The following is a 13,387-nucleotide window of genomic DNA, read 5'->3' on the forward strand; positions in this document are numbered from 1 at the left end:
ATATTAAGCAACCTTAAAAATGATTTTATTTCCTAATTATCTTCACATTCATTTCTTCCACCTTTTTATCTGATAAAATTGATGGTGCATTAAATAATAGATCTTCTGACGAACCTGTTTTAGGAAAAGCCATTACCTCTCTAATAGAAGCTTTCTTTTCTAAAATCATCATTAAACGGTCAACTCCCCAAGCAATTCCTCCATGTGGTGGTGCTCCATATTGAAACGCTTTGTACATGGTTCCCACACTTTTCATCATTTCTTCTTTATCATAACCCATATTTTTATAGGTTGCTTCTAAAATTTCTGCTTTATGCGCACGAACAGAACCTCCACCAATTTCGTAACCGTTTAAGATTAAATCGTATTGTTGTGCTATTATTGTTCCTATCGCTTCACCTTCACCAGTCATGTGCTTTTCTAAATCGTAGATTGCTGGCATAGAAAAAGGATTGTGCGTAAACGTCCATCTTCCTTCGTCTGTTTTTTCAAACATTGGAAAATCTACAACCCAAGCAGGTCTTAACTCTTTAGGATTAATCAATTTTAACAAACGTCCCATTTCTTGACGAACGGCGTCTAATGCTTTGTTTGCTGTTGCATAATCTGCCGCAGAGAAAAACACAATATCTCCAACTTGTGCATTGGTTATTTTTATAATATTTGCTGCAATTTCTTCGCCTAAAAATTTAATAATTGGCGATTGTAAATCGTTTTCATTTACAATAATATACGCCAAACCACCTAAACCATTTTGTTGTGCAATAGCTGTTAGGTTTTCTATTTGTCCTTTAGACATCCTTTTGTTTCCTTGCTCTTTTGCAGAAACTTTAATACATTTTACAATTCCGCCTTCTTCAATAGGTTTACTAAAGACCTGGAACGTTGTATCTTTTACAATGCCTGTAATGTCTTGCATTTGCAATCCATAACGTAAATCTGGTCTATCACAACCATATTTGTCCATTGCATTTTTATACGTTATTACTTCAAAAGGATGTAAAATCCATTTTTTACCATAAATTTTTCTTACTATTTCATTAAACATTTTGGTGTTTAAATCGATAATCTGTTGCATACTTGCGTACGCCATTTCAATATCTAATTGTGTAAACTCTGGCTGTCTGTCTCCACGAGAATCTTCATCTCTAAAACAACGTGCAATTTGGAAGTATTTTTCAAATCCACCAACCATTAACATTTGTTTAAATTGTTGTGGCGCTTGTGGAAGCGTATAAAAAGAACCTGCTTGTTTTCTTGTTGGCACAATAAATTCTCTTGCGCCTTCGTCTGTACCAGCAGTTAAAATTGGTGTTTCAATTTCTAAAAATTCCTCTTCATCTAAAATATCTCGCATTAGCTTGATTACTTTATGACGGTTTACAATTGCTTTACGAACCTCATCATTTCTATGGTCTAAAAATTTGTATTGAAAACGAACCTGCTCGTTACTTTTAAACGCTCTTTTAATTTCGAAAGGCAACGTTTTAGAAAGGTTTAAAATCTCTAAACTAGCTGTTTCTAATTCTAATTTACCGGTTCTTAAACCTGCATTATAATCGTCTTCATTTCTTTGAACTACAACACCTGTTACAGCAATTACCGATTCTGGTTTCAGCTTTACTAGTTCATCTAAATTAGGAAACGTTTCTTTACTTAAACGTACTTGAAAAACTTGATTACTTGAATCTCTTAAATCGATAAAAATTAATTCTCCATGATCTCTAACACTAGAAACCCAACCTGATAACGTTACCTCTTCATTAATAGAAGCTTCGGATAATTGAGATATTTTATGGGTTCTATAATTTTCCTTGATTATTATAGGAACTGTTGGCAATTCTTCCTCTTGGTTGTTGCCCTTTTGTTTTTGGTTGTTAGTTGTTGTTTTACTTTCTTCATTATTATTTGAAGTTTGTACAACAACTTTATTACTTAAAGCATCTAAAATGCCCTCACGAATTACTTTTCCTGAAGCTCCTTTACCTATAATTCCAATTACTTTACCAACTAAAATACCTGCTTTACCTTGGTTTCCTGCTTTAATATCGTTTGCAATTGCTTCATTTTCTGAAACTACCTTCTGAATTGCAGCTTCAATTTGAGCTCCAGAAATTGTATTTGTTTTAAAATATGCTGTATAGTCAAATTTTGAATCTTCTAATAACGATGTAATAGCATTTTGAGCCAAAACAATAGTTACTTTATCTTCTTTTAATAAAGTAAAAATAGCACTTAAGTCGTCAATATTCTGAATATCCTTATATTGTTCTGGTTTAATATTGTTGGTTAACGTTTTTGCTACAAAAGAAGCATCATTCACCTTATTATTAATAGCCACAAAGGTTTCTGAACGTAACGAATCTGCTGTAAAAAACTTAGCATCTTGTGGTAAAACGCCACCTTTTATCAAAATTGATTCAACTGCAAATGGCAAAGTGCTAACGTCTACATCTATACTTTCTACCACTTGTTTAATGCTTACAAAAGGTAAATCTGGCTCAGAAATAAAACGATAATCTGCTTCAAATTCCTTTTTACGCATGGTTTTGGTTTGCTTTAAATCGGCATCCCATAAAACCGTAGTTTGGTCTGGTCTAAAGGCGTTATTTTCTACGTAATAATTTAATTGCTTTTCAATTTCTTCCTTTAAAGCATCTACCATAAACTTAAAAGAATTTAAGTTTTTGATTTCTGTTCTTGGGTTTAAAACATTGCTATTTTTCTTTCTTAAAGATACAGAAACATCCGATTTAAACTCTCCTTTTTCTAGGTTTGCTTCCGATATTTTTAAATTCTGAACAATACGCTGAATGTATTGTGCGTATGTAGATGCATCTTCAATATTACGAATACAAGGTTCGGTAACAATTTCAATTAACGGAACACCAGCTTTATTAAAATCGACTAAAGAAACTTTCTTTTCGTGCATTAATTTTGCCGCATCTTCCTCTATATGAACTTGTGTTAATTCTACCGTAAATTGACTTCCATCATTTCTAAAACAAGAAACTTTTCCGTCTGGAATTACCGGATTATGGAACTGAGTAATCTGAATATTCTTCGGATTATCAGGATATTCATAATGTTTACGATCCCACGAGATTACTTCATTAGAAAAAGTAGATTCTACTGCTTTACCAAAATAAATAGCCTTTGTAATTGCTTCTTTGTTAATAGAAGGCAAAACGCCCATTTGTCCCGTACAAACAGAACAAATATTCTGGTTTGGTTGTTCTATTTCTTGATTTGCACAAGAACAGAATAACTTTGTGTTTGTATTTAGTCGAACGTGTGTTTCTAAACCGATTACTAACTCTAAATCGTGCTTTTCTATAAGCTCATTTAATTGTTCCAATTCCATTATATCGTATCTTTTAAGAAGTTAGCAAACTTCAAAACAAGTTCGTCATTATTTTTTGCTGCCGTAATTTGTAAACCAGTTTCTGTTCCTTGTGGCACTGTTAACGTTGGCAATTGCCCTAAACTAAAACCAACCGTATACGCATCAGACAAATACATTGCTAATGGATCTTTTAAACTATCACCAATTTTTGGAGGTGAGTTTGGAGTAACTGGTGATAAAATAACATCAACTTCTTTAAAATCTTTTTCAAAATTTTCAGAAATCTGGTCTCTTAAATTCAATCCTTTTAAATAAATTTCATCAGAAAAACCTTGAGATAATACTTGATTACCACCAATAATTCTACGTTTTGTTTCTTCTGAAAAGTTTTCTGAACGTGTAATAGAATAGGTATCCTTTAAATTAGCACCTTCTATTCTATTTCCGTAATTTGTACCATCTAATCTGGAAAGATTTGATGCCGTTTCTGCCATTGCCAAGGTGTAATAAGTAGAAACTAAGGTATCAGATTCAAAGAAATCTAATTCTTTTACTTCAATTCCTTTGGCTTTAATTTTTTCTATAGATGCTAAAAAATCTGCTTTTACTTTTGCGTCAATTGCATCAGTTTCTATAAAGTTTTTAAAATAACCAACGGTTTTAATTTCATCAGCATTTAAAATAGTTTCTTCTGATATTGCTTCTGATTGATACGTAGTTTGATCTTTTACATCTTTACCACTCATTACATTTAAAACAATTCTAATATCTTCTATCGATTTTGCAATGGGCCCAACACAATCTGTAGATGATGCGTATGCCATTAATCCGAATCTAGAAATTCTTCCGTAAGTTGGTTTTAATCCATATATTTTATTATAACCTGCCGGTTGACGAACAGAACCTCCTGTATCTCCACCAATTGAAAAAACAGTATAATCTTTGGCAACGTTTACTGCAGAACCTCCACTTGATCCTCCAGAAACTAAGTCTGTATTAATGGCGTTTTTAACGGCTCCAAAAATGGTGTTTTCAGAAGAAGAACCGTGTCCAAAAGAATCACAATTTTCTTTTACTAAAGGAATTGCACCTGCATCTAATAATTTCTGAATAGCAGTTGCCGTATAAGGTGATTTGTATTTCCTCAACAAATCTGAACTTGCAGTTGTTAAAGTTCCTTGCACCATGTACACATCTTTAATTCCGAATGGAATTCCTTCTAACAAGCCAATTTCTTCTCCGTTTGCAATTTTAACATCTACTTTTGCTGCTAAATCTAACGCCAGATTGTCTAAAAGTGAATTAACAGTATTGTGTGTATTCAATTTTAATAAATCTAATCTTTCTTGCACTAAATTTGTACATGAAATTTCTTTTTTCATCAATTGTTGATGAATTTTATGTATTTGAGATTCCATAATTATTCTTCTATCACTTTAGCAACTACTAAAAATCCGTTCTTTTCTTTTGGGAAGTTTTCAATAATGATTTCTTTTTCCGCTTGCGGACTATCAATTACAATGTCTTCTCTTAATTCATCTAAAGACACTGCGTTATTATGATTTGCATTAATAGCATTATTATTTGAAGTATTTGCGTTTTTAATTGTTTCAAACAATTTACCTACAGCTTCAGATTCTTTAGCTCCTTTAATACTCGACAAAATGTCGACAGTCATTATTTTACTCATTTCTTTATTTTTAGTCTCCCACTTTCGCGAGAATGACAATTCATTTAAAACCCCGCAATAAAAAACGAGGAGCATTTCTTTAATTAAAAAAGCCTTCCAAAATTTGGAAGGCTTTATATATTTCTAAACAACAGCCTTCCGTCCTATAAATTAGGATTATTGAAATTACGATTGTTATTATTGTTTGCCATTTTTGTTATATTACTGACAAATATATGTAGAAAATATGGTACAAAAACCTCTTTCTCTTATTTTTATAAGGCTATTGAAGTATTTGTAAAATATTGGTATTTAATTACAGATATTGTAAAATAACGCAAAATATTACATGTACTTTCATTAAATAAAGATTTTAAAGACACTGTACACATGCTTTAAAATAATTAAAATTGGCACTAAAAAAAACTAGATTGTTAATAAGCAATAACATTCTAATTGAAAATTTATTGATAATTAAATTTTCGTTTCTTATTTTTACAGCGAACATTCGCTAACAGAATTCAAAACACACAACAACAAAAATGAAAATTAAAAAAGTACTTGTTGCCAACAGAGGAGAAATTGCTATTAGAATTTTTAGAGCCTGTACAGAAATAAACGTTAAAACCGTAGGTGTTTATACGTTTGAAGATAGATACTCTTTACACAGATATAAAGCTGATGAATCTTATCAGATTGGAGAAAACAACGAACCTCTAAAACCGTATTTAAACATTGATGAAATTATTAGAGTTGCTTTAGAAAGTGGCGCTGACGCTATACATCCTGGTTATGGTTTTTTATCTGAAAATGCAAATCTTGCTCAAAAATGCGAAGACAACGGCCTTATTTTTGTTGGACCAAAAGTGTCTGTTCTAAAGTCTTTAGGTGATAAAATTACCGCAAAAGAAGTTGCTGTTGCTAATAATATTCCAATTATTAAAAGCAATAACAAACCTTTAAAGGATATTGAAACTGCTTTAAGCGAAGCTGATAAAATCGGCTATCCAATTATGCTAAAAGCTGCTTCTGGTGGAGGCGGAAGAGGAATGCGTGTTATTAGAAAAGCAGACGAATTAAAAAGAGCTTTTAACGAAAGTAAGCGAGAAGCATTAAATGCTTTTGGAGACGACACAGTTTTTCTAGAAAAATTTGTTGAAAACCCGAAGCATATAGAAATTCAAATTGTTGCCGATAATTACGGAAATACAGTTCACCTTTTTGAACGTGACTGTTCTGTGCAACGTCGTTACCAAAAAGTAATTGAATTTGCTCCTTCATTTGATTTAGCACAAGAAACAAAAGATGCACTTTACAAGTATGCAATTGACATTTGTAAAGCTGTAAATTATAACAATATTGGAACCGTAGAATTTTTAGTTGATGATGATGGTTCTATCTATTTTATTGAAGTAAATCCAAGAGTTCAAGTAGAACACACGGTTACAGAAGTAGTAACAAATATCGACTTAATAAAAACACAGTTATTTATTGCTGGCGGTTATAAACTGGCAGATCAGCAAATTAAGATACCAAATCAAGAAGCTGTAAAAGTAAATGGTTACGCGTTGCAATGTAGAATTACTACGGAAGATCCTCAAAACGATTTTAAACCTGATTACGGAGAAATTACAACCTACAGAAGTGCGTCTGGATTCGGAATTCGTTTAGATGCCGGAAGCGTTTATCAAGGTGCAATAATTTCTCCTTTCTTCGACTCTATGTTAGTAAAAGTTACTGCAAATAGCAGAACTTTGGATGGTGCTTGTAGAAAAATAAGGAGAGCTTTAGCTGAATTTAGAATTAGAGGTGTAAAAACCAACATGCCATTTTTGGATAATATTTTACAACACGAAACCTTTAGAAAAGGTGAAGTAACCGTAAACTTTATTAAACAAAATCCTGATTTATTCATCTTTAAAGCACCAAGAAATAGAGCTACAAAATTAGTTACGTATTTAGGTGATGTTATTGTAAACGGAAATCCGGATGTTAAAAAATTAGATCCAACTAAAACATTTTCACAACCTATTGTTCCTAAGTTTGATGCAAATGCAGCATTTCCAAAAGGAACAAAAGATTTATTAACAGAATTAGGCCCAGACAAGTTTTCTCAATGGTTAAAAAATGAAAAGAAAGTTCATTTTACAGACACCACAATGCGAGATGCACATCAAAGTTTATTAGCAACCAGAATGCGCACGTATGATATGCTAAAAGTTGCTGAAGGTTACGCAAAAAACAATTCAAATATCTTTAGCATGGAAGTTTGGGGAGGCGCAACTTTTGATGTTTGTATGCGTTTTTTACAAGAAAATCCTTGGGAACGCCTACGATTATTAAGAAAATCGATGCCAAATGTATTACTTCAAATGTTAATTAGAGGTTCTAACGGAGTTGGTTACACAGCATATTCAGACAATTTAATTGAAAGTTTTGTACAGCAATCTTGGGAAAACGGAGTCGATATTTTTAGAATATTCGATTCATTAAACTGGATGAAATCGATTGCACCATGTATCGAACATGTTCGTACAAAAACAGATGGTTTAGCAGAAGGTTCAATTTGTTATACAAACGATATTTTAGACCCAAAAAACAAAAAATACAACCTAAAATACTTCACAACTTTAGCAAAAGATATTGAAAATGCAGGTGCTCATATTCTTGCCATAAAAGATATGGCTGGTTTATTAAAACCGTATGCAGCTTTCGAGTTGGTTTCAGCCTTAAAACAAGAAGTAAATATTCCTATTCATTTACATACACATGATACTTCATCAATACAATCCGCAACCTACCTAAAAGCTATTGAAGCTGGTGTAGATGTTGTTGATGTTGCTCTTGGCGGTTTATCTGGATTAACATCCCAACCCAACTTTAATTCGGTTGTAGAAATGATGAAATTCAACGAAAGAGAAAGCGGTTTAAATATCGATTCTTTAAATGAATATTCTAATTATTGGGAAACTGTAAGAGAATATTATTATCCGTTTGAATCTGGCTTAAAAGCAGGTTCTGGTGAAGTTTTTCAACATGAAATTCCAGGCGGACAATATTCAAACTTAAAACCACAAGCTCAGGCTTTAGGTTTGGAAGATAGGTTCCATGAAATTACTAAAATGTACGGAGATGTTAACTTACTTTTTGGAGATATTGTAAAAGTAACGCCTAGCTCTAAAGTAGTTGGAGACATGGCACAATACTTAGTTAGTAACAATTTAACAGTTCAAGATGTTTTAGAGCGTGGTGACACCATTTCGTTTCCGCAATCTGTAGTAAGTTTCTTTAAAGGAGATTTAGGTCAACCTGTTGGTGGTTTTCCAAAAGAGCTACAAAAGTTAATTTTGAAAGATGAAAAACCTTACACAGACAGACCAAACGCACATATTGAACCTATTGATATTGACAAAGAATACAAAGAGTTCAGAAAAATATTTGAAAACGATTTAAGTAGACCAATCGATTTTACTGATTTCTTATCCTATAAATTATATCCAAAAGTATTTACAGAAGCCTATAACAAGCACTTAAAATTCGACAGTTTAATAAATTTACCAACCAAAAATTTCTTCTACGGAATGGAACGAGGCGAAGAAATTATTATTGAGCTCGATAAAGGAAAAACCTTATTGATTACCTTAGATTCTATTGGAAGACCAAATAGTGACGGAATGGTAACTGTTTATTTTAAAGTGAATGGACAAGGAAGATCTGTTCAGATAAAAAACAAATCTATTAAAGTTGATAAAGTAGAACATGCAAAAGCAGACAAAGCCAACCAGAAAGAAATTGGTGCTCCTTTACAAGGAATGTTATCTACTATTTTGGTTAAGAAAGGCGAAAAAGTAAGTAAAAATCAACCTTTATTTATTATTGAAGCCATGAAAATGGAAACCACAATTACAGCGACAGAAGACGCAACCATAAAACAACTCGTTTTAAAAGCTGGCATTATGGTAAATTCTGAAGATTTAGTGATTAAATTAGCATAAAACACCATTTCCAACAAATTAAAAACCTCGCTTTTGCGAGGTTTTTTAGGTTTTTCAATTTTACATCAACATAAAAAAGTATTCAAATTAAATTTAAAGTCATTTTTAAGCGATTTAAGCCACTTTTTTCTTCTTAACAAATGTTGATAATTATCAACTTCACTTCATTAAAAGCTTTTATTTAATATCAAAATTTCGTAAATTTGATACAATTCAAGTCGTCTTATTTAAAGACGATTTTTTATGAAATTAAAACTTAATAATTCACTTTATAATGAGCGAAGAAAAAAAACATAATTATGATGCGTCCAGCATCCAGGCACTAGAGGGAATGGAGCATGTAAGAATGCGTCCTTCAATGTATATTGGAGACGTTGGCGTACGTGGTTTACACCATTTAGTTTATGAAGTTGTAGATAACTCTATTGATGAAGCAATGGGTGGTTATTGTGATACAATTGATGTTACAATAAACGAAGACAACTCTATCACAACTAAAGATAACGGTCGTGGAATTCCAGTTGGAATTCACAAAAAAGAAGGCGTTTCTGCATTACAAGTTGTAATGACAAAAATTGGTGCTGGTGGTAAATTTGATAAAGATTCTTATAAAGTTTCTGGTGGTTTACATGGTGTTGGTGTAAGTTGTGTTAACGCATTATCTGAACACTTAACAGCAACAGTACATAAAGAAGGAAAAGTTTGGCAACAAGAATATTCTAAAGGAAAAACATTATATCCAGTTAAAACAATTGGAGAAACTGATTTTACTGGAACAATAGTAACTTTCTTACCAGATACTTCTATTTTTCAGCAAACTACAGAATACAATTACGAAACATTAGCAACGCGTATGCGTGAATTGGCGTACCTTAATAAAGGTATTACAATCACTCTAACAGATAAAAGAAATACAGATGATGAAGGAAACTTTGTTTCTGAAACATTTCACTCTAAAGAAGGTTTACCTGAATTTATCAAATATTTAGATTCTACTCGTGAGCAATTAACAGCTACAGTAATTTCTATGGAAGGTGAGAAAAACGGAATTCCTGTTGAAGTTGCCATGGTTTATAATACGTCGTATTCAGAGAATTTACACTCGTATGTAAACAACATTAATACGCACGAAGGAGGAACACACTTATCTGGTTTTAGACGTGGATTAACACATACTTTAAAAAAGTATGCTGATGAATCTGGTTTATTGAAAAATGTAAAGTTCGAAATTGCTGGAGATGATTTCCGTGAAGGTTTAACAGCTATTGTTTCTGTAAAAGTTGCAGAACCACAATTTGAAGGACAAACAAAAACCAAATTAGGAAACAGAGAAGTATCTTCTGCAGTTTCTCAAGCAGTTTCAGAAATGTTAACTGATTACTTAGAGGAGAATCCTAATGATGCAAAAACAATTGTTCAAAAAGTAATTTTAGCAGCAACCGCAAGACACGCAGCACGTAAAGCCAGAGAAATGGTACAACGTAAAACTGTAATGTCTATTGGAGGTTTACCTGGTAAATTATCTGACTGTTCTGAAACGGATCCAGCTCAATGTGAAATTTTCTTAGTTGAGGGAGATTCGGCAGGTGGAACAGCAAAACAAGGTCGTGACAGAAACTTTCAAGCAATTCTTCCACTACGTGGGAAAATTTTAAATGTTGAAAAAGCAATGCAGCATAAAGTTTTTGAAAACGAAGAAATCAAAAACATGTTTACCGCTTTAGGAGTTTCTATTGGAACTGAAGAGGACCCAAGAGCATTAAACTTATCAAAAGTTAGATACCATAAAGTAGTTATTATGTGTGATGCCGATGTAGATGGATCGCATATTGCTACCTTAATATTAACATTCTTCTTTAGATACATGAGAGAAATGGTTGAGCAAGGTTACATTTACATTGCAACACCACCGTTATATTTAGTTAAGAAAGGTCAAAAGAGAGAATACGCTTGGGATGACAATCAACGTGATTTAATTGCACAGCAAATGGGCGGTTCAGTAAATATTCAACGTTATAAAGGTCTTGGAGAGATGAACGCAGAACAACTTTGGGACACAACAATGAATCCTGAATTTAGAACGCTACGTCAGGTTGTTATTGATAGCCCTACAGAAGCAGATAGAGTTTTCTCTATGTTAATGGGAGACGAAGTTCCACCGCGTAGAGATTTTATTGAAAGAAATGCTAAATATGCAAATATTGATGCTTAATTATTAGCAACAAACTTAAAAGCCCAATTAATTTAGATTGGGCTTTTTTATGCACTAAATTTCAGTTTCATATATTTACGTAAAACTACTACAACATGAAAAAAATACTTTTACTACTTTTATTTTCAGTCTCAACAATTAATATATACTCACAAGATGGTGCAGAAGGAATTCTTTTTGCTGCTTCAGAAGATACAAACCGCTTAGCAGAAGGATACGTAAATCCTGTTATGAACGGACTAATTTTTAGCATGAGTAATGGCTGGTATCATACAGCAAAAGTTCATAAGAAATTTGGATTCGATATTACAATTGGAGTTAGTGGTTCTATAGTTCCTTCAAAAGATGAAATATTTTCATTAACAAACTTAAACTCGGTAAATCAACCATCTGGAAATTTAACTTCAGCTACAATTGCTGGCTCAGAAAATGATGGAAGCACAGCTACAGTTACATTTCAAGAAAATGGAATTACTTTTACCGGAACTTTTGATATGCCTGGCGGAATAAAAGAAGAGCTACCAATAAATGCTGTTCCTGCTCCGGCAATACAAGCAAGTTTAGGACTTCCATTTCAATCTGACATTATGGTACGTTACGTTCCTAAAGTTGGAGATAATGACGTAAAAGGGAGTTTATTTGGTGTTGGTTTGAAAAAAGAAATAACAGATTGGTTTGGTCCTTTAGGAAAAATACCGCTACACATTTCTTTATTAGCTGCTTATTCTACCATGAATGTTGATTACAATATTACAGACGAAGATCCTACTGATGATATTGAAATTGAAAATGGTAAAGTAGATTTTGATTTAAATTCTTATACAATTCAAGCAATTGCTTCTTTAAATTTTCCTATCATTAACGTTTATGGAGGTGTTGGTTATAATGGCGGCTCTTCTTCTTTTGTAATGTCTGGAAAATATACTGTTTCATATAACGCTTCTTTAAACCAAAGAACTCTTAACGATCCATTAAATTTAGACTTTAACTCTAGCGGAATGAACGCAACCCTTGGAACACGAATAAGTTTAGGGTTTTTCAAAGTATTTGGAAGCTACACATTTCAAGAATACAATTCAGTAAATGCAGGTATTGCATTTAGTTTCAGGTAGAAATAAAATTACATTATTTTATATTAACTCCATTGAAATTTCAATGGAGTTTTACTTTTATATAACTCCGTAAATAACTACTTTTGTGTAACTTAAATTAATAACACAATAAAAAAACATAAAATGAAAGTAACAGTTGTAGGTGCAGGAGCAGTAGGCGCAAGTTGTGCAGAATATATTGCAATAAAAAACTTCGCTTCTGAAGTTGTATTAGTAGATATTAAAGAAGGTTTTGCTGAAGGTAAAGCAATGGATTTAATGCAAACCGCTTCTTTAAACGGTTTTGACACTAAAATTACAGGAACAACTGGAGATTATAGTAAATCTGCAGGTTCTGATATTTGTGTAATTACTTCTGGTATTGCTCGTAAACCAGGAATGTCTCGTGATGAGTTATTAGGAATAAACGCAGGTATTGTAAAGATGGTTTCTGCAAGCTTAATTGAACACTCTCCAAACACAATTATTATTGTTGTTTCTAATCCAATGGATACAATGACTTATTTAGTTCATAAAACAACTGGATTACCAAAAAATAGAATTATTGGAATGGGTGGAGCATTAGATTCAGCTCGTTTTAAATATAGATTAGCAGAAGCTTTAGGAGCTCCTATTTCTGATGTAGACGGAATGGTTATTGGTGGACACTCAGATAAAGGAATGGTTCCTTTAACTAGATTAGCTACTCGCAACTCTGTACCAGTTTCAGAATTTTTATCAGAAGAAAGATTAGACCAAGTTATGCAAGACACTAAAGTTGGTGGAGCAACATTAACTGGTTTATTAGGAACTTCTGCTTGGTATGCGCCAGGTGCTGCAGTTTCTGGAATGGTACAAGCTATTGCTTGTGATACTAAAAAGATTTTTCCTTGTTCTGCTTTATTAGATGGAGAATACGGTTTATCTGGTTTATGTATTGGAGTTCCTGTTGTATTAGGTAAAAACGGAATTGAAAATATTGTTGAAATTAATTTATCTGACGCTGAAAAAGCGCATTTAAGCTCTTCTGCAGAAGCTGTTAAAAACAACAACGCTGCATTAGAATTATAATAG

General features: G+C 32.6%; 7 protein-coding genes. 4 read left to right on the forward strand and 3 right to left on the reverse strand.

Translation table 11 applies throughout. The features are described from left to right. Positions 1 to 25 precede the first annotated feature (25 nt). From gatB/aspS to L1S33_RS10705, 3 genes are read right to left on the reverse strand one after another with little or no spacing between them, the layout of a single operon-like run. Positions 26 to 3,364, reverse strand: a complete 3,339-nt coding sequence (gatB/aspS, locus tag L1S33_RS10695) for a bifunctional amidotransferase subunit GatB/aspartate--tRNA ligase AspS (RefSeq protein WP_240562314.1) — start codon at positions 3,362 to 3,364, stop codon at positions 26 to 28. Beyond that, positions 3,364 to 4,764: an amidase family protein gene (locus L1S33_RS10700; RefSeq protein WP_240562315.1), complete on the reverse strand. Its 1,401-nt coding sequence runs from the start codon at positions 4,762 to 4,764 to the stop codon at positions 3,364 to 3,366. The genes gatB/aspS and L1S33_RS10700 overlap by 1 nt, the downstream gene beginning before the upstream one ends. A 2-nt stretch (positions 4,765 to 4,766) precedes the next feature. Then, positions 4,767 to 5,036, reverse strand: coding sequence for an Asp-tRNA(Asn)/Glu-tRNA(Gln) amidotransferase subunit GatC (locus tag L1S33_RS10705; RefSeq protein ID WP_240562316.1), 270 nt, complete (start codon positions 5,034 to 5,036; stop codon positions 4,767 to 4,769). Between the two features lie 521 nt (positions 5,037 to 5,557). On the opposite strand from L1S33_RS10705, the gene L1S33_RS10710 reads away from it, so the two are divergent. The 4 genes from L1S33_RS10710 (at position 5,558) to mdh (ending at position 13,384) form a co-directional block, all read left to right on the forward strand. After that, positions 5,558 to 9,010 (forward strand): pyruvate carboxylase, encoded by a 3,453-nt coding sequence (locus tag L1S33_RS10710; protein ID WP_240562317.1) that lies wholly within the window; start codon positions 5,558 to 5,560, stop codon positions 9,008 to 9,010. A 274-nt stretch (positions 9,011 to 9,284) separates the two neighbouring features. Then, positions 9,285 to 11,222: a DNA topoisomerase (ATP-hydrolyzing) subunit B gene (gene gyrB, locus L1S33_RS10715; protein ID WP_240562318.1), complete on the forward strand. Its 1,938-nt coding sequence runs from the start codon at positions 9,285 to 9,287 to the stop codon at positions 11,220 to 11,222. Positions 11,223 to 11,317: 95 nt separating this feature from the next. Continuing rightward, a complete protein-coding gene (locus L1S33_RS10720; protein WP_240562319.1) occupies positions 11,318 to 12,334 on the forward strand; it encodes a DUF6588 family protein in 1,017 nt (338 codons plus the stop codon). A gap of 123 nt (positions 12,335 to 12,457) precedes the next feature. Then, the gene (gene mdh / locus L1S33_RS10725; RefSeq protein ID WP_240562320.1) at positions 12,458 to 13,384 is read left to right on the forward strand and encodes a malate dehydrogenase; all 927 of its coding nucleotides are present in this window, start codon (positions 12,458 to 12,460) and stop codon (positions 13,382 to 13,384) included. Positions 13,385 to 13,387 lie beyond the last annotated feature (3 nt).

The sequence above is a fragment of the Tenacibaculum aquimarinum genome, assembly GCF_022478115.1.
Classification (GTDB): domain Bacteria; phylum Bacteroidota; class Bacteroidia; order Flavobacteriales; family Flavobacteriaceae; genus Polaribacter; species Polaribacter aquimarinum_A.

Excerpts from the sequence above, each read along its gene's own strand:
- gatB/aspS (WP_240562314.1), bottom strand. The coding sequence starts at position 3,364 with ATGGAATTGGAACAATTAAATGAGCTTATAGAAAAGCACGATTTAGAG.
- L1S33_RS10700 (WP_240562315.1), bottom strand. The coding sequence starts at position 4,764 with ATGGAATCTCAAATACATAAAATTCATCAACAATTGATGAAAAAAGAA.
- L1S33_RS10705 (WP_240562316.1), bottom strand. The coding sequence starts at position 5,036 with ATGAGTAAAATAATGACTGTCGACATTTTGTCGAGTATTAAAGGAGCT.
- L1S33_RS10710 (WP_240562317.1), top strand. The coding sequence starts at position 5,558 with ATGAAAATTAAAAAAGTACTTGTTGCCAACAGAGGAGAAATTGCTATT.
- gyrB (WP_240562318.1), top strand. The coding sequence starts at position 9,285 with ATGAGCGAAGAAAAAAAACATAATTATGATGCGTCCAGCATCCAGGCA.
- L1S33_RS10720 (WP_240562319.1), top strand. The coding sequence starts at position 11,318 with ATGAAAAAAATACTTTTACTACTTTTATTTTCAGTCTCAACAATTAAT.
- mdh (WP_240562320.1), top strand. The coding sequence starts at position 12,458 with ATGAAAGTAACAGTTGTAGGTGCAGGAGCAGTAGGCGCAAGTTGTGCA.